The sequence below is a fragment of the Actinoplanes sp. NPDC019969 genome (genome assembly GCF_055562375.1).
The window spans coordinates 89,150-110,506 of record NZ_JBVHFK010000016.1 but is presented as its reverse complement, the minus strand read 5'-3'; the positions used below and the strand labels follow the sequence as shown (position 1 = coordinate 110,506).

The window sequence follows — 21,357 nt, the reverse complement described above, 5'->3', positions numbered from 1 at the left end:
GGCCGAGACGCGGCGGGCCGAGACGCGGCGGGCCGAGACGCGGCGGGCCGAGACGCGGCGGGCCGAGACGCGGCGGGCCGAGACGCGGCGGGCCGAGACGCGGCGGGCCGGCGGGTCTCGCCCCAGGGCGAGACCCGGCCGTGAACGGCCTCTAGCGGCCGGAACGCCTGCGACGCGAGGAAGCCGGCCTGGCGCCGGAACGCGGAGCGGACGACCCGGCGGGTTTGCCTCCGGCGCGCGGGGTGGACGACGTGGACGGCCTGGCGCCGGTGCCCGGGCTCGGCGTTCCGGCCGGCTTCGCAGCGGTGCCGGGGACCGGCGTCGCGGACGGCTTGGCGCCGGGGCGTGGGGTGGACGATGCGGCCGGTTTGGCGCCGGGACGTGGAGTGGAGGACGGGGCCACGGCAGGAGGGCCGGCCGGGGTGGGGTAGCGGCGGTGGATGTAGATCTGCTGGGCGAGGGCGACGAGGTTCTGGGTGGTCCAGTAGAGGAGGACGCCGATCGGGAAGATCAGGCCGGAGACCAGCAGCGAGAGCGGGATGACGTACAGGATGACGCGCTGGACGGTGCGCTGCTGGGGGTTCTCCGACCAGCCGGTCTTCAGGATGGACATCCGGCTGGTCAGGAACGTGGTGGTGACCATGGCGGCGATCAGGACCGCCGCGACGATCTTGACGGTGGCGCCGTGGGCGGCGAGGGAGCCGAGGTCGGTGACGGCGGTCTGGAAGCCGGCGGCGATCGGGGCGCCGAACAGCTTGGCGTGCGAGGCGTCCTCGAACTGGGCGGCGGTCCAGCCGTAGAGGGTCCGGGCGGCGGGGTCGGTGATGGACGGCTGCAGGTGGCGCAGCACGTGCAGCAGGCCGATGAAGATCGGGAACTGCAGCAGCATCGGCAGGAAGCCGCCGAACGGGCTGGCCTTCTCGGTGCGGTACAGGTCGGCGAGGGCGGCCTGCAACGCCTGCGGGTCGCCCTGGTGCTTGTCCTTGAGCTCGCGGAATCTCGGCTGGAGCCGCTGCATCGCCCGCTGCGACCGGACCTGGCGCAGGAACAGCGGGAACAACACGGCACGGACGGTCAGCACCAGGAAGACGATGCCGAGGACCCACGCCCAGTCGGTGGCCAGGGCGTGCGGGTCGCCGAGCAGGCGGTCCCAGGCGCTGTGCCAGAACAGCAGGACGGCGGAGATGACGTGATAGACGACGGACATGAGTGCGCTGAACATGGTGGAGGTACCCCCAGGGGCGGCTAGCAACCAGTCAATGACGGACAGTCACCGGCGGCCGCCGGGAGCGGGCGGCAGACATCAACGGAAGAAGTGCGCAGGGCCCGCTCAGGCGACCGCTGCGCCGCCGGTCGGCCCCCTGGGGCGGGTGCGCCCGGACGCGTCGGGATCTCGGTGGCGGGGCACGCCGGTCCGCTGCGAACGGTCACGCAGCGCGAAGCCGGCGGAGCGGTGCACGCCGCCGGTCGCGGGGAGGACCAGGACCGAGCGGGCGAGGACGGCGATCAGGATCAGGCCGACGAGGGCGCCGGCGCCACCGGCCAGGTCGGACGACCCGGCCTCGGCCAGCAAGCCGGCCAGGCGACTGAGGGCGTCCCACCACTTCACGGCGCCACCGTAACACCGGCCCGCCACTCCCGCCGACCCCTGACAGGGGAGGGCGGCCGGTTCTCAGAGCGCGCGGTGGCGGCCCACGTGGTGGTCGGCGGGGACGGCGGCGGAGGTCGGGGCGGAGGCGGCGCGTTCGTCCCAGGGGGAGATGGCCGGGGTCCGTTCCGGGGTGAGTTCGCGCAGCGGGACGTAGACCCGCGCGTCGACGGCCTCGGCCAGCAGCAGGGCGGCGACCAGCGCGGTGGGGCGGTCCGCCGGGTCGCGGGCGAGGCAGCGCGACACCAGGTCGAGGACTTCCGGGGGCAGGTCGGGGAAGTGCGGCAGCGGTTCCGGGTCGGCGAAGCGCTGGGCGGTGACGAGTTCGGTGTGGGTACGCGCGGTCCACGGCAGACGGCCGGAGAGGCAGTGGTAGAGCAGGGTGCCGAGGGCGAACATGTCGGCGGCGGGGGTGGCCGGCAGGCCCTCGAAGCGTTCCGGGGCGATGTAGGCGGGGGTGCCCATGACCGGGCCGTCGGGGTCGGGTTCCGGGGAGCCGATCACGGCGGCGATGCCGAAGTCGAGGACCTTGGCGCCGGCCGGGGTGAGCATGATGTTGGCCGGTTTGATGTCGCGGTGCACCACGTCCTCGGCGTGCGCGGCGGCCAGGGCGGCGGCGACCTCGGCGCAGATCCGCACGCCGATGTGCCAGTCCAGGCGGCCGGCGGCGAGATGGTCGCTGAGGGTCTGGCCCTCGACGAGTTCCATGACGATGTACGGGACGTCGCGATCCGCCCCGGGCGAGGTGCCGAAGTCGTGGACGCTGGCGACGTTGGGGTGGGCGAGCCGGGCGGCGGAGCGGGCCTCGGCACGGACCAGCGCGACGCCGGTCTCGCCGAGGGTCCCCTCCACCGCCGGGGTCATGATCTTGACGGCGACCGGGCGGTCGAGGACGCGGTCGTGCCCGCGCCACACCTCCGACATGCCGCCGAGACCGATACGGTTCACCAACCGGTACCGTCCGCCCAGTGTCCGCACCCGCACCCCCCAGCCCGCGCCGACTTCCGGCGTCAACGGGTGCCGTTACCCCGGCCGCCGGGGGACAAACGCCGCACCGGCCCCGAGGGGTGACGAGGAGTCACCGAAAGTGATGGCGGGGCCGGTCCTTGTGAGACCGGCCCCGCCATCGGCAGTGGCCCGGTTTTCCGTACGCACTTGACGCCGCCGACGACGTTAGGGCATGTGGATCAAGGGGTCCACACCCGCCCCCGGCCGAGGTGATCACGCTCTCACTGTCATCCCGCCCGACCGGGTTCGATCACCCTGCGCAACAGCGGATCAGAACAGCTCGGTACGCAGATCGTGCGCCCCGTCCGCGCGGGTGGCCTCGTAGTACAGCCGCTGCCCGCCGTCCGGCAGCGCGACCACGCTGAGGTAGCGCAGGCCGTGCGGCTCGTGCGGGCTGCCCAGCGGTTCCCGCTCCACCGCGGTGAGCGGGCCGAACGTGCCGTCCGGCAGTCGCACGCCGTGGGCCAGGCCGGTCCGCTCCTCCCAGTTCTCCCCGGCGGTGGCGCGGCCGTCGTAGGAGGCGGTGATCCGGTCGCCCTCGACCACCACGGAGGAGATCCGTACGCCGCGGGCGTCCCACTCCCCCGGCCGGCCGGCGAGGGCGGTCCGCACCCAGGTCCAGTGCACGCCGTCGGGGCTGGTCGCGTACTCGGTGGTCATCCGGTCGGCGTCGTCCCACGACTCCAGGGGATGCACCGACGCCCACAGGTGCCAGCCGTGCCCGTCGTGGTGCAGCACCGGGTCCTTGACGCCGATCGTGTCGTCACCGGCCAGGACGGTCCGGGGCGCGGCCGTCTCCAGGCCCTCCGGGGTGCCGGCCTCGATCAGGTCGACCCGCCAGTGCTTGGTCCCGGGGGTGGCGGCGCTGACATACAGCCGCCACCGGCCTTCGGGGGTACGGACCAGCGCCGGCCGTTCCAGGCTCTCGGCGCCGAAGCGGTCCTTGCCGATCTCGGCGACCACCGTGAAGTCGAGGCCGTCCGCCGAGCGGGCCACCACGTTGGCGATGCCGCGGCCGGCGCCGATCGGCAGCCGCAGCCGGTACGCCAGGTAGATGTGGCCGTCGGCGTGGACCGAGCTGGGGGCGCCGGACCAGGCTCCCGGCTCGGTGCCCGGCGGCTCCACCACCACGGTGGACTCCTCCCAGCCGGGAAGTGGCAGGGTGGTGGTTCCGGTGCTCAAAACGGCTCCCTTCGGTAGAACGGTCATCGGGCCGAGGCGTGCCTGTCCAGGCTCAGCCAGTCGTCGTACCGCTCACCGGTGACGTCCTGGAGCAGGGCGATGTCCTCGGTGAAGTACGGCAGCAGGGCGGCCCGCTCCTCCGGCGTGGTCACCGGGCGGTTGCCCTTCTTGCGGTGCAGCAGGGTGAGCAGCGGGCCCCGGGCGGCCAGCCGCAACGGGACCGGGAAGTGGTGCCCGGCGTTCCCGCCGGCGCGGAGCAGGCCGCGCAGCACCCGGTTGAGCCCGTTGTCCTCGACGTAGTGCCGGTTCACGTTCTCCTTCGGGATCGCGGTGAGCACGCCGGTCCGCACCCCCAGGAAGGAGCACACCCGGTCCAGCGTCTCGGCCGGGGAGTCCTTGAGGTCGCGGTAGCGCAGCAGGAGCACCTGCTCGCGGGAGAAACGCTGGAACAGGTGCTGAAGTTGCCGTCCGTAGAGCCCCAGTCCGATGTAGTGCCAGAAGCCGGCCCACTGCCGCGCCTTGCGGGACTCCTCGGCCCGGCAGGCAGCGAGGAAGTCGGCCTCCTCCTCGAGACCGGCCACCCACAGGTGGGTCCAGTTGGAGTGGGCGCGGTCGACCGGGTCACGCAGCAGGATGATCAGCTTGACGTCCGGGATCAGATTCCTGATCCGGTCGTGGGACTTCAGGTCGTACAGGTAGAACGGGGTGGCCTCGCCGGTGAGGGCGCCGGGCGGGGCCGGCGCGAAGAGCTTCTCGTACTCCGGCTGCCGCCAGACGTGCTCCTGGTACGTCTGCACGTCCCCGGGGCCGCCCACGGTGGGCGGCGGGCCGCCGGAGAGGAAGAACTTCGGCTCCTTGACCGACGGCAGGAACAGCTCGGGGTGCCTGGCGAGCGCGGCGTGCAACGCGGTGGTACCGGCTTTGGGCACGCCCGCGATCAGGAAGTCGGGAAGTGACATCGGGATCTCCCTCGGCTCAAAGTGAGCTTAGCCTACAGATCCACTAGGATTTCGCAGCCTTCCGCTCACCTGACGGACGCCCTGTTGCCGACCCGATGCCCGTTCCGGGCCGTCCGGCTCGCGGGAAAGAGGTGACCGCTCCCGGCCACCGGCCGGTTCAGCCGACCACCGATCCGCCGATGCGGCAGGGCGCCGGGGGAATCGGCGTCATCCGTTCGGCCGAGGCCTGATCAGGCGCCGCCACCAGGCCGTGGCCGGCCGGAACCGAGGACAGCGGCCCGCCTCGCAAAGGGCGCATTCCGTCCCGGAGCGGTAGTGCTCGTGTGCCTCGAACGGATGCCCACAACGGCATTGTCCGTTTCTCTCCGTCATCGCCGCACCGGGGACCAGGTCACCGTGGGCCGCATCCGCGATCTCACAGGTCGATGGTATCGCCCACGCATCGTTATCACGGATTGACACTGCGGCGATCCGCCATTAACTGCAGGTAAATGGCCTGACTACGCGCCGCGATAACCGCACTTGTCCGTATTTGTCATGATCGACTGCCGCCTTTTGCATTTGCCGGAGAGCCGGTCGGGTAGCCCGATTCTGCCTGCTTGACCGTTACGCAACGTAACTAATGTGGCCTTGATCGCGCCGTACCACACGCAACACGCGTCTCACGACATACTGCGAGCTGCAGCTTTAGCCCGGCTGTGATCTGAACCGTCCTCTTGAACTGTTGACGCTACGTAATCCGTTGCTAGGTTGATTGCCTGAAGCGAGCGGCTCTGCGATCCCGCTCGGATATCGCGCAACAGAGTCGTATTGCCGCCCCCGGAAGGGACCGACATGGAGCTTTCGCACGTGCACTCGAACACTGACAGTAATCGTCCTCAGTCACCCACAGTGAGCGTGGTGATTCCGACCCTGAACGAGGAGCGGAACCTGCCGCACGTGTTCGCGAAGCTCCCCGCGATGATCACGGAGGTCATCGTGGTCGACGGCGGCTCCAAGGACCGGACCGTCGAGGTGGCACGCCAGCTCCGGCCGGACGCGGTGATCGTGCAGCAGACCCGTAAGGGCAAGGGCAACGCGCTGGCCTGCGGGTTCGCCGCGTGCACCGGCGACATCATCGTGATGATCGACGCCGACGGCTCGACCGACCCGGCCGAGATCCCGCTGTTCGTGGACAAGCTGATCAACGGCGACCACTTCGTGAAGGGCTCCCGGTTCAGCCACGGCGGCCACAGCCACGACATCACCCGGCTGCGCAAGCTCGGCAACGACGGCCTCAACCTGGTGGTGAACGTCCTGTTCCGGACGCATTTCACCGACCTCTGCTACGGCTACAACGCCTTCTGGCGCGCGGTCGTGCCGGCGCTGGACCTGCCGGACGTGAAGCTGCCCCGCCCGTCGGACGGCAGCAAGCTGTGGGGCGACGGCTTCGAGATCGAGACGATGATCAACATTCGGGCGGTCGCGGAGAAGCTGAAGGTCGGCGAGGTCGGCAGCACCGAGCACGAGCGGATCCACGGCGAGAGCAACCTCAACACCTTCCGTGACGGCTTCCGGGTGCTCCGCACCATCTTCAGCGAGTACGGCAGGATGCGCCGCCGCCGGAGCGCCGGCCTGCGCCCGTTCGTCGACGGCCTCCAGGTGAACACCGCCCCGGCCCGCGGCCTCAACCCGGTCCCGCCCCGGCACCCGGCCGACCCCCGCCGCGAGGCCGGCCACGTGAGCCGCGCCCGGCGCACCGACGACATCAACAAGATCCGCGCCCGGGAGCTGGACGACCTCGGCGGCCGGCCGACCCAGGACATCAACAAGCTTCGCAGCGGCCCCTCCGCCGACTGAGCGCCCCTTCCGCCCACAGGAGCACTCCCCTCGTGAACCACACCCCCCTCGCCACGACGATCGTCATCCCGACCTACTCCGAGGTCCGGTGGGACTACCTCACCCGGACCCTGGAGTCGGCCCGCGCGCAGACACACACCCCTGAAGAGATCGTCGTGGTGGTCGACCACAACCCGGCGATGTACGAGCGCATCCAGCGTGAGCTGCCCGGCGTCACGGTGCTGCGGAACGCGTACGCCCAGGGCGTCTCCGGCAACCGCAACACCGGCGCCTTCCACGCCCGGACGCCGCTGATCGCGTTCCTCGACGACGACATCATCGCCGACCGGCACTGGCTGGCCCGGCAGATCGAGCCGTTCAGCGACCCGTCGGTGGTCGGCACCGGCGGCGCGATCGAGCCGGCCTGGGAAGGCCCGGCTCCGCGATGGATGCCCGCGGAGTTCCTCTGGGCGGTCGGTGGCTCGTACGCCGGGATGCCCACCCGGACCGCGCCGATCCGCAACGTGTGGTCGGCCAACATGATCGTCCGTAAGGACGTGTTCGAGGCGGCCGAGGGCTTCCGGGTCGGCTTCGGCAAGCTCGGCTCCCGCAACCGGCCCGAGGACACCGACCTCTGCCTGCGGATGAGCCAGGTCAGCGGCGGCCGGTGGATGTACGTGCCGAGCGCCGTCATCCAGCACGAGGTCCCCAGCGAGCGGGCGAGCTTCGCGTTCTTCGTGCGGCGCTGCTACGCCGAGGGCCGCGGCAAGGTCCAGATGGCCGGCCTGCACGAGAACGACGCGCTGGGCGCCGAGCGGAACTACCTGTGGTCGCTGCCCAGGGCGATGTTCCGCTACCTCGGCGCCGGCCTGACCGGCCGGGGCGCCGACAACTTCCTGCGGTCCGGCGGCGTGGTCGCCGGAGTCGCCGCCGCCGGTCTCGGTGGCGTCGTCGAGACCGTCAGCTCCCGGCGGCCCGGCCGCCGTACCCCCGTAGAGGTTGCCCCGTGACCGCGACAGTCCCCCCGCAGCTCGACGCGGAGAACGACGTCCTGCCCGCCGTCGTCCTCGACCTGGAGATGTCCGGGCCCCTGCCCGCGGTCGGCGCGATCGCCCCGGACGGGCGCCGGGTCCAGCAGGCGTGGGCGCTGGTCCGGGTGTTCACCGAACCGCTCGGCACCATCCTCGTCGACGTGCCGGAGCCGGGTCTCACCCCGGACGACCTGGCCGCGGCGGTCGACCGCGAGCTGGGCGACCTGGTCCGCCCGCGGCTCGCGGCGGCCGCCGGCGGGTCCGAGCCGGCCTTCCTCGCCGGCCGGCGGGCGGCCCTCGCCTCCGCCCCCGATATCACCGTGGTGATCTGCACCCGGGAGCGGCCGGGCGCGCTGGCCCGCTGCCTGGACAGCCTGCTCACCCAGGTGTACCCGCCGGCCCGGATCCTGGTGGTGGACAACGCCCCGGTGACCGGCGCGACGGCCGAGGTGGCCCGGTCGGCGGCCCGCCGGGGCCCGGTCGACTACCTCACGGAGCCGAAGGCGGGGCTGTCGTTCGCCCGCAACACGGCCGAGGCGGCGACCCGTGGCGAGATCGTCGCGTGGATCGACGACGACGAGCTGGCCGACCGGTACTGGCTGGCCGAGGTGGCCCGGGCGCTGGTGGAGAACCCGGACGCCGACGTGATCTCCGGTGTCATCGTCCCGGCCGAGCTGGAGACCCGGGCGCAGATCTGGTTCGAGCAGTTCGGCGGGCACAGCAAGGGGCGCGGGTTCACGCCCGACACGTTCGGCCCGCACACCGCGCACCGGCAGAGCCCGCTCTACCCGCTGCCGCCGTTCGGCACCGGCGCGAACATGACGTTCCGGCCCGGTGTGATCGGCCGGATCGGCGGCTGGGACAACGCGCTCGGCGCCGGCACCCCGGCGATGGGCTCCGAGGACACCCTCGCGTTCACGAAGGTGCTGCTGGCCGGCGGGACGATCGTCTACCAGCCGACGGCAGTGACCCACCACTACCACCGGCGCGACTTCGAGGGCCTGCACAAACAGATGGTGGGGTACGGGACCGGGCTGACCGCCGCGTACACCAGCCTGCTGCTCGGCCGCCCCGGGCTGCTCTGGCCGCTGATCAGGCTGGCCCCGGCCGCGCTGCGGGACCTGACCGGATCGGACAGCCTGCGGGTGTCGACCCTGCGGGACGATTTCCCACGTGACCTGCTCACGGCCAACCGGCGGGGGATGATTGCCGGACCGGGCGCGTACCTGCGGGGGCGGCGCGCCGCCCGGGCGAAGCTGCGCGACTCCCGCTGACGACGTACCGCCCTCGACCAGCTGTGGAGGCACTTTCTCATGGGGGACCAGCCGACGTCCGGCCGGAAACGGGCGCCGGAGGACACGGTCGTGATCAGGAAGGCCACGGCCGACGACACCGTCGTGATCAAGAAGGCCACGGCCGACGACACGGTGGTGATCAGGAAGCCCGCCGGCGACGACACGGTGATCATCCGGATCCCCGGCGGGCCCTCGTCGAAGCGGAGGAAGACGGCGGGTGACGACACCGTCATCATCCGGCTGCCCAGCGGGCCGAGGAGTGGCGGCGGCGCCAGCGTCACCAGCACCCAGGCGCTGACCACGGCGCGCAAGCGGGCCGCCGAGGACACGGTCGTCATCCGGCTGCCGCAGGCGCCCGCCAAGAAGGCCGAGGAGACCGTCGTCATCCGGCTCCCGGCCGCCGCGCCGGAGCCCGAACCGCGAGAACGTCTCGCGCTCGGCTGGGCCCCGTGGGTGCTGGCGCTGTCCAGCCTGGGCGTGGTGCTCGTGGCGCTCGCCTACGCGGGCGGCCGGCACGAGGCGTCCTGGGCGATGGCCGCGTACTGGATCGGCCAGGTCATCGTCTTCTCCCCCGTGGTGTTCCGGCTGCTCAGCCGGCTGGCCGGGGTCGCCGAGTCGTTCGTGCTGGTGATGGGCCTGGCCACCAACCAGTACATGCTCAAGTGGATGTACAGCCCGGACCAGTTCCGGTTCCCCGACGAGCTGCAGCACTGGCTGGCCACCACCCTGATCACCGAGTCCGGCGAGCTGTTCCGGCAGAACAACGCGCTGCCACCTGCCGTGCACTTCCCCGGCCTGGCCGAGATGGGCGCCGGGTTGTCGCTGCTCACCGGGCTGCCGGTGACCGCGGCCGGGATCATCGTGGCCGGCATCGCGCACCTGATCTTCGTGGGCTGGCTGTTCGCCGCCGTGCTGCGGGCCAGCGACTCCCCGGCGATGGCCGGGGTGGCCTGCGTGACCTACGCGACGGCCATGCACTACCTGTTCTTCAATTCGATGTTCCTGTACGCGACCGCGGCCCTGCCGTTCTTCATGCTGACCGTCTGGGCACACCGGCGGTGGCGTACCGGCGGCGGCAACCGGTTCCTGGCGCTCGCCGTCGCCGGCATCGCGATGACCACGGTCAGCCACCACGTCACCGCGTTCGCCCTGGTCGCGACCCTGCTGCTGTTGTCGCTCACCGAACTGGCCCTGGACCGGCCGGTGCCGTGGGCGACGCTGTTCACGCCCGCCCTGGCGCTGGCCGTGGTGTGCTGCTGGATCGGGTTCGTGGCGCAGGACGTCATCTCCTACCTGGAGGCGCCGGTCGAACGGCTGGCCGCGGCCCTCAGCCAGATGTTCGGCGGGGCCACCGCCGGCGCCGAGGAGGCCGGCGCCACCAAACCGGTCCCGCTGGTGCAGCTCGCCGTGCAGGGCCTGGGGATCCTCGGCCTGCTGGTGCTGTTCACGGCGGTGGCCCGGGACATGATCCTGCGGAGGGACCGGGACACCTGGCGCTGGGCGGCGCTGGTCGGCGGTGCGGTGTTCTTCGCCGGCAACGGCGCCCGGTTCCTCGGCTCCGGCGGCCCGGAGATCGCCGGCCGGCTCTCCACGTTCACCTACGTCCCGATGTCGATCATCGCGGCGATCGCGATCGTGCACGCCGTGCCGGTCGTCCCGCCGAAGGACTCGCACGGCAGGCGCTGGCTGTCCCCGCCGCCGCCGGGCGTCGCGGTCACCACCGGGCGGCGGCTGGCCGGGCAGGTGTACATCGGCACCACGCTGATCACGCTGCTGATGGTCGGCGCGCGGACCGGCGGGTGGCCGCCGGTGTCGGCGCTGCTGCCGGGGCCGTACATGCCGGCCGCGTACGAGCGGTCGGTGGACGCGTACGGCGTGGACGCCGCCCACTGGCAGGACCGGCACCTGCCGCACGAGTCCCGGGTCGGCGGCGACATCACGGCGGTGGCCCTGTCGTCGACGTACGGGCGGATCGACCCGGTCCGGGAGGTCGGCGACCTGTACTGGGCGCCGTCGTGGGGCGACGCCGAGTGGGCGGCGGCCCGGCAGCTGGCGATCGACTACCTGGTGGTGGACCGGCGGCTCGGCGAGCTGCTGCCGATGGACAACGCGTACTTCCAGGGCGACCCGATGGCCGGGCGGATCACCGCGCCGCTCGGCGCCGAACAGCTCGGCAAGTTCGACACCACGGGCGGCATCTCGCGGCTCTACGACAACGGCAACGTGCGGATCTACCGGCTGGAGGCGCCGTGAACCCGGTACGCGCGGGCGTCCTGGCCGCCCTGACCATCGCGTCGTCGGTCGCGGCCGGCCTCGGGCCGCTCGCCCTCGCCGTGCCGGCCGGCCTGCTGCTGGTGTTCGTGCTGCCGGGGTACGCGATCACCGCGGCCCTGTTCCGCCGGGAGATCGGGATGGTGGAGCGGTCGGTGCTCGTGCCCTCGCTCAGTCTCGCCGTCCTGGTGCTGGGCGGGCTGGGGCTGTGGGCGTCGGGCGGGCACCTGAACCGGGCGAGCTGGACGCTGCTCTGCGCGGTGGCCACGCTGCTCGCCGCCGGGGTGGCGTACTACCGGCACACGCAGTCGCCGGTGGAGCCCGAGCGGACCGGGTTCCGGATCACCCAGGAGCGGCTGATCCGGGACGTGCTGCCGCTGACCCTCGCGGTGCTGCTGCTGGCCGGGGCCGGGGTGTGGTCGTACGCGGACTCGGTGAACACCTACGACATCCGGGTCAGCACCCTGTCGGCGGATCCGCCCGGCCCGGCCGGCACCGACGGCAACCGGACCGTGCAGGTCAGCGCGACCGGGCTGGCGTCGTCGGCGGGGCCGTGGTCGATGGTGCTCACCGGCGCCGAGGGAGCCGAGATCAGCCGGCAGGACATCACGCCGGGCACCGGCGGGGACTGGACCGGGCGGCTCACCGTTCCGGGCGACGAGCGGGTCACCGTGAACCTTTTCCGCGGCGGGGAGACGGGCGCGTTCCGTACCCTGATCATCGCTGCCGCCGCCCAGTAAGTCGCACGGAGAACCTTGATGTCGGATATTTCCGGTGCGCCGTTGCGGCGCCGCCTCTGGCTGGCCGTCGCCGGGGTGGCCGCGCTCGCCCTCGGCATCTCCATCGCCATCACGGTCAACCCGGCAGACGACGATCACTCCCCGGCTCCCCCGGTCACGAACCCGCCGAGCGCCAAGACCGGCTGGCTCTCCGGCGTCAACGGGTTCCCGCTGCTCAACACCGCTGCCGTCACGGAGTTCTGCGCGGCCCGGGGCCGTCCCTGCGACGTCGCGCAGACCTACACCGACCGCACCACCTACGACTCGATGACCCGCGGCTCCGGGTGGGTGTTCGAGTACTTCGCCGACTTCGACGGCCTGCTCGTCATCTCCCAGGCGCTGGTGCCGGACAAGGGCGAGAACCTGATGGCGGCGTGCGCGAAGGGCGACTACGACCAGCACTGGCGGGACTTCGGCGCGCTGATGGTCGCGAACGGGCGCGGCGACTCGATCGTGCGGCTCGGCTGGGAGATGAACGAGGGGTCGATGGCGTGGCGCGGGCTGAACACCGCCGACTACATCGCCTGCTACCGGTCCGCGGCCACGGCGATCCGGGCGGTCAACCCACAGGTGGTGCTGGACTGGACGATCAACGCGCACAACACGCCGGCCGACCTGTGCGGCGGGCTGAGCACCAACTGCTACCCCGGTGACGAGTACGTCGACATCATCGGCATCGACAACTACGACCACCATCCGTGGTCGCCGACGAAGGCGGACTTCGACCGGACGGCGGACGCCCCGGAGGGCCTGAACTGGCTGTACGGGTTCGCCCGTACCCATGGCAAGAAGTTCTCCGTCGGCGAATGGGGCATCATGCCGACCGGGGACGCCGGCAAGGACAACCCCGAGTTCATCCGCTGGATGCACGAGTGGTTCACCGAGCACGCCGAGCATCTCGTCTACGAGGCGTACTTCCAGCGGTGCGACGGAACGTTCTCCCAGTCGGCGATCCTGCGCCCGAACGACCCGAAGTGCCTTCCGAACACCGGGTCGTCGGACGTCTACCGGGAGCTGTTCAGCCGCTGAAGCGGGCGCTGCGGGCCATCGCCGTGTACGCGGCGGTGGTCTCCGCCGAGGTGTCGAAGCGCCACTTCTCCGGATAGTGCGGGTGCGTGTCGGTGTCGAACCACACCACCGCGCCGATCGCCGGGCGCTGCTCCACGTACCCCTGGAACTCGGTGATCCAGTCGGCCTTGGTGCTGCCGCCGTGATCCTTCGAGCCCACCTCGCTGATCATGATGGGCTTACGGGACGCGTACTTGCTGTAGATCGGGTCGAACAGCCGGGCGACCCGCTCCTTGCCGACGTTGTAGCCGGAGACGCCCACCCAGTCGACGTACTCGTCGCCGGGGTAGTAGTCGACGAGGCGGTTCCAGGACTCGTTGGGCTGGTTGTTCCAGTTCGGGCTCCACACCCAGCAGACGTTGGCGGCGCCCTCCGCGTCGAAGATCTTCCGCAGGTGACGGAAGCACCGGATGTAGCCGTCCGGGTTCTTGTCGTTGCGGGAGCCGCCCCAGTCGTACCAGAATCCGTTCATCTCCCAGCCCCAGCGCAGGAACACCGGGCGCTTCCAGGCCTTGAGGCGCCGGGCGGCGCGGGCGATCAGCTCGTCGGAGCCGCCGTCGAGGATCCTGCGGTACTTCGGGCCGCGCCACGACACCATCGGGATCGAGTCGTCCGGCATGCCCTTGATGGACGAGGGCAGGGTGTCCGGCCAGGCGTAGAAGACGTGGGTGATCCGCTGGTCGCGGCCGAGTTGCCGGCGGCGGAGCTTGACGGCGTCCCCGTACGACATTTCGGACAAATCGAGATATGAGCCGAGCATTGCCTTGCCCGCGATGAACGGCACAGTGCCGCCGCGCCCTTCCGGCAGGACAGCGGAAGGGGTTGCGGCAGGCGTCGGGGTGAGGGCGGGCGGCAGCGACTCGACCAGGGCGGCGGCGGGCCCGGGCTCCTTCGCCGCCGCCTTCCAGATGCCGAACGCGCCCGCTGCGGACGCCCCGCCGAGACCGGCCAGCCCGATCAGGCCGCGGCGGCTGATCTTCCCGTCGCTCACGTCAGGTTCCGGCCGGCCGTGCGGGCGAGCCGGCGGACCATCCGCCAGCCCGGCTGGGCGTACTGCTTGAGCTTCGCCGGCAACGGCGACCCGGCGCCCTCGACCAGGCGCACCAGGTCGGCGCCGGTGTGATCCGGGGTCGGCTGGAACCGGGGCACCGCGAACCGCTTCTCCCGCGGGGTGTGCGGGCGGCGGCCGACCTCGGTGGCGTTGTCGTGACCGGACGCCTCGACCACCCGGCGCACCCGGGCGCTGTTGTAGCCGTGCGGGTACGCGAACGACCGCACCTTCCGCTGCAACCGCTGCTCGAGCTGGTCGTGGCTGCTGACCACCTCCGCGCGCAACTGCGCCGCGGTGAGCACGTCGAGCGGGTGGTGGATCAGGCTGTGGTTGCCGATCTCGATGCCGGCGGCGGCCACCTCGTCCAGCTCGGACCAGGTCAGCATCGGGCCGAAGTCGGGTGACCAGCGGCCGAGCCAGCCGGCGTGGCCGCCGAGGTGACCGACCGAGGCGTACAGGGTGGCGCCCGCGCCGGCCTCCCGGAGCACCGGAACACCCTGGGTGAGGAAGTCGCGGTATCCGTCGTCGAACGTGACCGCGACCATCTTCTCCCGCGACCCGGCGGCCAGGAGATCGAGCGCCTCGGTGAGGCCGACCAGGCGGTACCCCGCACCGGACAGGGCGGCGAGCTGCTCGGCCAGGCGCTCCGGCGGGACCGCCAGATCACGGAGCGGACCACCGACCACGGAGACCGAGTGATACATCAGCGCCGGCAGCGTAGTCCAGGTCACCGCGCGTTCTCCCCCACTCTTGCTGTCCTTGTACCGGCCCGGAACGCTACCCGCCGAGGCGATCATGGCGGCTCCGACGTTCGGACCGTACCTCTGGCCATTTCGCACTACAGCGAGTAACGTCCGAGGCCCTCCGGGCTTCCAGCCTGCACAAATACGGTCACTGCTACATCACTCAAAGTGACTTGTGAACCGAAGTCGTGCCGCGGACGTATCCGGGGGAGACACCGAGAACCGCTCTAACCCCGGGAGCGCGCACCATGTTCCGCCTCATCCAGCTGCACACCGAAGCCGGTGTTCCACGCATCGGCGTCGACCCCGACGGATACGTCAGCGCCCGTGCCGCGCTGGCCCACTACCGCACCGCCCCGGCGACCTACTTCGCCGTCGGGCGCTTCGACCACGAGGGCACCCTCACCGAGGTGATCCTCGACCCGATCTGCGGTCTCGACGGCGCCTGCCAGCGCCCCGCGTCCGTGATCCACGCCCAGACCTACGAGCGGCTCTGCGAACGGTGCGCCTCCGGGCTCGACGTGCTCACCGTCCCGCAGCTGGCCCGCCGCCTCGGCATCGCCTGCCGTCTCGCCCCGTCCGTCGCCCGGTTCCGCCAGACCACCCTCGGTGGCCTGCGCGCGCCCGCCGGCAACCGGATCGCCCGCGAGTTCCCCGACCACGTCCACGACCCGGTCTGGCGCCAGGAGCTGTGCATCAGCCTCGCGCAGAGCCCCACCGCGCTGAACGGCCTGCTCATCGGCGTGGGCGCGCTCAGCCACCGGCAGGTCCTCGACCTCTACCCGGTGCTGTGCGCGCTCGGCGACGAGCTGCCGGAGGAGATCCGTGCCGATCTCTCCCGGGCCACGGCACGCGCCCTCTCCCCCGCCGGCGTCGCCGGCCTCCGCCTGGGCCTCCGCGTCCTGCCCTGAGGTCGAGGCCGGGCGGACACGGACGATGCCGGTAGGTTCGGCGCATGACGCACACGTTCGCCGAGCTGGTGGCCCGGGCCCGGGATCTGGGCGTGTACCGGCGGGCCGTGCTCGGCATCGCCGGACCGCCGGCGGCGGGCAAGACCACCCTCGCCGGCGATCTCGTCGCGGCACTCGCCGCGGCGCCCCCGGCCGGTCACGGCGCGGACTGGGTGGCGCACGTGCCGATGGACGGGTTCCACCTGGCGGACGTGGAGCTGGACCGGCTCGGGCTGCGCGACCGCAAGGGCGCGCCGGAGACGTTCGACGCCGGGGGCTACGCGGCCCTGCTGCGGCGGCTGCACGAGGACCGGGACGAGATCGTGTACGCGCCGGGCTTCGAGCGGGACCTCGAACAGCCGATCGCCGGCAGCATCCCGGTGCCACCTGCCGCCCGGCTGATCGTCACCGAGGGCAACTACCTGCTGCTGGACGATCCGCGCTGGACGCCGGTGCGGGAGCTGCTCGCCGAGGTCTGGTACACCGACCTGGAGCCGGCCGAACGGCTGCGGCGGCTGGTCGACCGGCACGTCCGCTTCGGCAAGGAGCGGGCGGCGGCGGAGGCCTGGGCGAACGGCACCGACGAGCGGAACGCGCGCCTGGTCGAGGCCGGCCGCTCCCGCGCCGACCTGATCCTCGGGAGCCCGCCCGGCTGAGAGTGGGCTGAGTCGTGACGGAGGGCACAGGCGGCGGTTTTGCCGTGGGCGAGTGGCATGCTTGCCCTCATGTCGGTGGGTGAGACGGTCGAGGCGGAGCCGCGCCGGCGCGGGCCGCGGTTCGCGCCGTTCGGGGTCATTCTGGTCGCGGTGATCGGGCTGCTGTTCGGCGTGCCGTGGGCGACGCTGGTGTGGTCGGGCAACGACTGGCCACCGGCGGTCTTCGCCGCCGGGACGCTGCTGTTCGCCGTCCTGGCGGCCGGGTTCCCGTGGCTGATGTTCCGCGGTCACGGCGGCCACCGGGACCGCGAGTCCCGGATCGCCGACACCCTGCTCGGCGTGGTCTGGGTGCTGTTCGTCTGGTCGGTGATCGGGCAGGCCGCCGGTCTGGCGCTGCTGGCGCTGGGCGTGGACGACCCGGTCCGTTCCCGGCTGGTCTCGGCGTTCGCCGTGGTGGTCTCCGCCGGGCTGCTGGCCTGGGGCCACCACGAGGCGATGCGCGTCTCCCGGGTGCGCGAGGTCGAGGTCACCATCCCCCGGCTCGGTCCCGGGCTGGACGGGCTGCGGGTGGCGCTGATCACCGACACCCACTACGGCCCGATCGACCGGGCCCGCTGGTCGCGCGGCGTCACCGAGGTGGTCAACTCGCTCGACGCCGACATCGTGGCGCACACCGGCGACATCGCCGACGGCCTGGTGGAGCAGCGGCTCGAGATGGCCGCGCCGCTGGCCGACATCCGGGCCCGGTTCGCCCGGGTCTACGTGACCGGCAACCACGAGTACCACAGCGGCGCCCAGGGCTGGGTCGAGCACATGGAGCGCCTCGGCTGGGAGACCCTGCACAACCGGCACGTGCTGGTGACCCGCGGCGGCGACTCGCTGGTGGTGGCCGGCGTCGACGACCGGACCGCGGGCGGCTCCGGGCTCCCCGGGCACCGCACCGACCACGAGGCCGCGCTGGCCGGCGCCGACCCCGACCTGCCGGTCCTGCTGCTGGCGCACCAGCCGCAGCAGATCAAGGACGCCGTGGCGCACGGCATCGACCTGCAGTTGTCCGGGCACACGCACGGCGGCCAGATGTGGCCGTTCCACTACCTGGTGCTCACCGACCAGCCGAGCCTGCAGGGCCTGTCCCGGCATTCCGAGCGCACCCAGCTCTACACCAGCCGCGGCACCGGTTTCTGGGGCCCGCCGTTCCGGATCTTCGCACCCAGCGAGATCACCCTGCTGACGCTGCGCACTCCCCGGACCTCCTGAGCCGACCGGGCGTTTCGCCGGGAATAAACCGGTTGAGCAGGGCTCGCCGGGCGCAGCAGGATGGGAGAACCGCCGCTTCCCTATCCTGCCGAGGACTCCTCCATGCGTCTGCTCAGCGACCTGTGGGCCACAAGCCGAAGTCGCACCGCGCTCGTCGCGATCCTGATCGTCATCGGCGCGTCAGGTTCGGCGGGCGCGCTGGCCCTGGCCGGCCCGGTGCTGGTCGACCGCTCCTACCCGCTGTTCCTGCTGCTCGCCGGGGCCCTGGTCGCCTCCGTCCTCTCCGACGTGACAGTCGGCCTGGTGATCGCCCGGCTGACCGCCGACTGGGCCGCGCGGGCCCGCCGCCGGCTCAACCGGGTCGCGTTCGGCCAGGACATCCCCACCCTGGAGAACACCCCGGTCGGCGAGATGCTGGACCGGATCGACTCGGACGTCTACCAGGTCGGCTCGGAGCTGCGCGGCAGCGGCATCCGGCTGGCCCAGTCGGTGGCGCTGGCCACCCTCTCGATCGGTACCACGTTCTTCGTCTGGTGGCCCGCCGCGATCGCGATGATCGCGGTCAGCGTGCTGCTGTTCGTGGTGATGAACAAACCGATCCAGCGGATCGGCCCGATCCGCATCGCCGAGGAGGAGGCCTGGTCCGACCTGGCCGCGGTGATGGAGGAGGCCATCCACGGGCAGGACGACGTGCGGACCAGCCTCGCCGCGCCGTACGTCCGCCGCCTCTACGCCCTGCGGTCGGCCGAGGTGCTGCGCCGCGGCCGCCTGGTGTGGCGGACCTCCGCCCGGGTGACCACGGCGGCGGGCGCGATCACCCGGTCGCTGATCGCCGCCCTGGTGGTCGGCGGCGCGTGGGCGCTGTTCACCGGCCATATCACCGGGGCCCGGCTGACCGCGGTGTGGCTGCTGGCGCTCGGGTTCGGCGGCACCCTGGAGCACCTGACCCGGATGGTCCCGGAGATGCAGAACGCGCTCGGCGCCTGGGGCCGGGTGCAGCTGCTGAGCCAGGTGCCGCAGGAGCCGACCGACGGTGTGCCGCCGTCCGGCGGTGACCTGGAGGTGCGCGGCCTGACCTTCCGGTACGGCGAGGCCGACAGCGGCCGCCCGCCGGCGTTGCGGGACGTGACCGTGACGTTCGAGCGCGGCCGCTCCTACGCGCTGATCGGCCGGACCGGCTCCGGCAAGTCCACGCTGGCCAAGGTGCTGACCCGGGCGGTGGACGTGCCGCGCGGCACGGTGTTCCTGGGTGGCGCCGACATCAACGACATCGGGGTGGAGGCGCTGCGCCGGTGGACGGCGATCGTCCCGCAGCGCACCGAGATCCTGGCCGGCACCCTCGCCGAGAACATCGCGCTGTTCGACGCGGAACTGCTGCCGCGGGCCGGCGCGGCTCTCGACGAGCTGGGCCTGACCGCGTGGGTGGCGGGGCTGCCGGACGGTCTGGACACCAAGCTGGGCGAGAGCGGCTACAAGTTGTCCGCCGGCCAGGAGCAGCTGGTGGCGTTCGCCCGGATCCTGGTCCGCGACCCGCAGGTGGTGATCCTGGACGAGGCGACCGCCCGGATGGATCCGGTCACCGAGTCGTGGGTGCAACGGGCCACCGACCGGCTGCTCGAGGGCCGGATCGGGGTGATCGTGGCGCACCGGCTGTCCTCGGTGCAGCGCTGCGACGAGGTGGTCGTGCTCGCCGACGGCGCGGTGCTGGAGTCCGGGCCGCTGCGCGAGTCGCGGCGCTTCGCTGAGCTGATGGCCAGCAGCAATCTGGCGGTTCCGGCGGCCGGGCCGTCCGGTGGCGGGGTGCTGCTCGCCGAACGGGACTGGGACGCCGGCCTGCGTGAGGAGCTGGGCCCGGACGCGCTGTCCAATCCGCTGCCCACGGTGGAGCCGCCGGAGCTGCCGGAGCCGCCGCGGGCCCGCACCATGCGGGAGATCGCCCGGCTGGCCACCAACGACGCCCGGTACGGCCTGGGCGCCTGCGTGTTCTTCGTGTTCCTGGTGCTGCTCGGTTTCGACGGCGCGATCCTGCCGCTGCTGTGGACGAACGTGGTCGACGGCATCGGCAACCCGATGTACCCGGCGCTCGGCATCGCGGCCGCGCTGCTCGTGCTGATCCCGACGCTGTACTACACCGGCGCCTGGTTCCCGGAGTGGTGGGTGCGGCAGATGCTGCGGATCAGCCTGCGGCTGCTGCACGGGCAGATCGGCCCGCGCCGGGTCAGCAAGCACACCCCGGCCGAGGTGGTCGCGCAGGGCGGTGACACCGAGCGGGTGGTGATGCTCGCCGACAACCTGATCGACAACACGGTGGCGCTGTTCGCCCTGGTGTCGATGACGGTGTTCGCCCAGTCGCTGGTGCCGGGCATGTTCTTCCTCGGCACGATGCTGCTGTCCGGGCTGGCGGCGACCCTGTTCGGGCCGCGGCTGGAGCAGGCGGCCCGGCGGACCGTGGCGGCCCGGGCGGCGTTCGCCACGTCGCTGGTGTCGTCGCTGTCGGCGGCGCGCACGGTGAAGCTGGCCGGCGCGACCGAGCCGGTGCTGGCGCATCTGGCCGAGCTGGACACGACCCGCAGTGAGCTGCAGCGCCGGGAGATCGCGATCCAGGTGTGGGCCCGGTCCACGCCGTCGATCGTGAGCGGGCTGCTGCCGATCGCGGCGTGGTGGCTGTACCTGGGCGGGCACCTGACCGCGGCGGCGACGCTGATCGCGGTGTCGGTGCTGGGCGCGGCCCGCTGGTTCGCGTGGACGACGGCGTCGCTGGTGTCGCACTTCCCGTCGGCGAGGGTGTGGACCCGCCGGACCGCCGCGATGACCGGCACCGCGGAGTACTCCGCCGAGGTCACCGGGGTGGACATCGCGGCCGGCACGGCGCCGGCGCCGCCGACCGCGCCGCGCAACCCGCTGCGCACGCTGGAGCTGTCCGGCTTCAGCGCGGTCCACGAGAACGGCGCCCTGGGGGTACGCGACATCGACCTCACCGTCGAACGCGGTCAGCTGGTGCTGGTGCTGGGCCCGGTCGGGGCCGGCAAGTCGTCGCTGCTGCGGGCCCTCGCCGGGATCGTGCACCACACCGGTGAGCTGCGCTGGAACGGCGATCCGGTGACCGAGCCGGAGATGTTCCTGCGGCCCAACCAGGTCGGGTACGTGGCCCAGCTGCCGCGCGTGCTGTCCGGGACGGTCGCCGACAACATCCAGCTCGGGCACGAGGTGGACGCGGCCGACGCGGTGTCGGTGGCGCAGCTGGAACACGACCTGGCCGCGGCCGGTGGCGGGCTGTCGCTGCTGATCGGGCACAAGGGCACCCGGCTGTCGGGCGGCCAGTTGCAGCGGCTGGCGCTGGCCCGGGCGCTCGCCCCGCGGACCGAGCTGCTCATCGCCGACGACGTCTCGTCCGCGCTGGACGTGACGACCGAGCTGGCGCTGTGGCAGGCGCTGCGCGCGCACGGGGTGACGGTGGTCGGTTCGACGTCGAAACGGGCCGCGCTGGCCCAGGCCGACAAGGTGGTGGTGCTGATCGGCGGCCGGGCCGAGGACCAGGGCACCTGGGACGAGCTGGCCGACCGCTGGGGCCACCTGGCCGGCTGACCTCGGGCGTGTTGAGTTGCGGCGTAATGCACGTCGCAACTCAACACGCTCGCCGT

17 protein-coding genes are annotated in these 21,357 nt (G+C 72.2%); 10 read left to right on the top strand and 7 right to left on the bottom strand.

Annotated features, from left to right (window positions below; translation table 11 throughout):
- Positions 1–151: 151 nt before the first annotated feature.
- From yidC to ACZ3II_RS37750, 5 genes are all read right to left on the bottom strand, one after another.
- Positions 152–1,207 (bottom strand): membrane protein insertase YidC, encoded by a 1,056-nt coding sequence (gene yidC, locus ACZ3II_RS37770; RefSeq protein ID WP_465524548.1) that lies wholly within the window; start codon positions 1,205–1,207, stop codon positions 152–154.
- A gap of 123 nt (positions 1,208–1,330) precedes the next feature.
- Entirely contained in the window at positions 1,331–1,609 is a 279-nt protein-coding gene (locus ACZ3II_RS37765) for a DUF6412 domain-containing protein (protein ID WP_465524546.1), read from the bottom strand.
- A 63-nt stretch (positions 1,610–1,672) separates the two neighbouring features.
- On the bottom strand, positions 1,673–2,626 hold the full coding sequence (locus tag ACZ3II_RS37760; protein WP_465524544.1) for a serine/threonine-protein kinase: 954 nt from the start codon (positions 2,624–2,626) through the stop codon (positions 1,673–1,675).
- Between the two features lie 300 nt (positions 2,627–2,926).
- Positions 2,927–3,838 carry a glycoside hydrolase family protein gene (locus ACZ3II_RS37755; RefSeq protein WP_465524542.1) on the bottom strand — a complete coding sequence of 304 codons (912 nt, stop codon included), beginning with the start codon at positions 3,836–3,838 and terminating at the stop codon, positions 2,927–2,929.
- 23 nt (positions 3,839–3,861) lie between these two features.
- On the bottom strand, positions 3,862–4,797 hold the full coding sequence (locus ACZ3II_RS37750; RefSeq protein ID WP_465524540.1) for a sulfotransferase family protein: 936 nt from the start codon (positions 4,795–4,797) through the stop codon (positions 3,862–3,864).
- 834 nt (positions 4,798–5,631) lie between these two features.
- On the opposite strand from ACZ3II_RS37750, the gene ACZ3II_RS37745 reads away from it, so the two are divergent.
- The 6 genes from ACZ3II_RS37745 to ACZ3II_RS37720 are packed head-to-tail and all read left to right on the top strand — an operon-like array spanning position 5,632 to position 13,020.
- Positions 5,632–6,636 carry a glycosyltransferase family 2 protein gene (locus tag ACZ3II_RS37745; protein ID WP_465524538.1) on the top strand — a complete coding sequence of 335 codons (1,005 nt, stop codon included), beginning with the start codon at positions 5,632–5,634 and terminating at the stop codon, positions 6,634–6,636.
- Between the two features lie 32 nt (positions 6,637–6,668).
- Positions 6,669–7,625: a glycosyltransferase family 2 protein gene (locus ACZ3II_RS37740; RefSeq protein ID WP_465524536.1), complete on the top strand. Its 957-nt coding sequence runs from the start codon at positions 6,669–6,671 to the stop codon at positions 7,623–7,625.
- The gene (locus tag ACZ3II_RS37735) at positions 7,622–8,920 is read left to right on the top strand and encodes a glycosyltransferase family 2 protein (RefSeq protein WP_465524534.1); all 1,299 of its coding nucleotides are present in this window, start codon (positions 7,622–7,624) and stop codon (positions 8,918–8,920) included. The genes ACZ3II_RS37740 and ACZ3II_RS37735 overlap by 4 nt, the downstream gene beginning before the upstream one ends.
- A gap of 39 nt (positions 8,921–8,959) precedes the next feature.
- The gene (locus tag ACZ3II_RS37730) at positions 8,960–11,194 is read left to right on the top strand and encodes a hypothetical protein (protein WP_465524532.1); all 2,235 of its coding nucleotides are present in this window, start codon (positions 8,960–8,962) and stop codon (positions 11,192–11,194) included.
- Positions 11,191–11,952: a DUF1616 domain-containing protein gene (locus tag ACZ3II_RS37725; protein ID WP_465524530.1), complete on the top strand. Its 762-nt coding sequence runs from the start codon at positions 11,191–11,193 to the stop codon at positions 11,950–11,952. Before ACZ3II_RS37730 ends, ACZ3II_RS37725 begins: the two co-directional genes overlap by 4 nt.
- Positions 11,953–11,970: 18 nt before the next feature.
- Positions 11,971–13,020 carry a glycoside hydrolase family 26 protein gene (locus tag ACZ3II_RS37720; RefSeq protein ID WP_465524528.1) on the top strand — a complete coding sequence of 350 codons (1,050 nt, stop codon included), beginning with the start codon at positions 11,971–11,973 and terminating at the stop codon, positions 13,018–13,020.
- Here the strand turns inward: ACZ3II_RS37720 and ACZ3II_RS37715 are convergent.
- Both ACZ3II_RS37715 and ACZ3II_RS37710 read right to left on the bottom strand, forming a co-directional pair.
- Positions 13,010–14,050 carry a glycoside hydrolase family 26 protein gene (locus tag ACZ3II_RS37715; RefSeq protein ID WP_465524526.1) on the bottom strand — a complete coding sequence of 347 codons (1,041 nt, stop codon included), beginning with the start codon at positions 14,048–14,050 and terminating at the stop codon, positions 13,010–13,012. The two genes, ACZ3II_RS37720 and ACZ3II_RS37715, sit on opposite strands and share 11 nt — an antisense overlap.
- A complete protein-coding gene (locus ACZ3II_RS37710; protein WP_465524524.1) occupies positions 14,047–14,841 on the bottom strand; it encodes a polysaccharide deacetylase family protein in 795 nt (264 codons plus the stop codon). The genes ACZ3II_RS37715 and ACZ3II_RS37710 overlap by 4 nt, the downstream gene beginning before the upstream one ends.
- Positions 14,842–15,101: 260 nt before the next feature.
- On the opposite strand from ACZ3II_RS37710, the gene ACZ3II_RS37705 reads away from it, so the two are divergent.
- The 4 genes from ACZ3II_RS37705 to ACZ3II_RS37690 all read left to right on the top strand — a co-directional run bounded on the left by ACZ3II_RS37705 (position 15,102) and on the right by ACZ3II_RS37690 (position 21,301).
- Positions 15,102–15,764, top strand: coding sequence for a hypothetical protein (locus tag ACZ3II_RS37705; RefSeq protein ID WP_465524523.1), 663 nt, complete (start codon positions 15,102–15,104; stop codon positions 15,762–15,764).
- A 44-nt stretch (positions 15,765–15,808) separates the two neighbouring features.
- The gene (locus ACZ3II_RS37700; protein ID WP_465524521.1) at positions 15,809–16,459 is read left to right on the top strand and encodes a nucleoside/nucleotide kinase family protein; all 651 of its coding nucleotides are present in this window, start codon (positions 15,809–15,811) and stop codon (positions 16,457–16,459) included.
- A gap of 69 nt (positions 16,460–16,528) precedes the next feature.
- Entirely contained in the window at positions 16,529–17,716 is a 1,188-nt protein-coding gene (locus ACZ3II_RS37695) for a metallophosphoesterase (RefSeq protein ID WP_465524519.1), read from the top strand.
- 102 nt (positions 17,717–17,818) lie between these two features.
- A complete protein-coding gene (locus tag ACZ3II_RS37690; protein WP_465524517.1) occupies positions 17,819–21,301 on the top strand; it encodes an ATP-binding cassette domain-containing protein in 3,483 nt (1,160 codons plus the stop codon).
- The last annotated feature ends 56 nt before the right edge of the window (positions 21,302–21,357 follow it).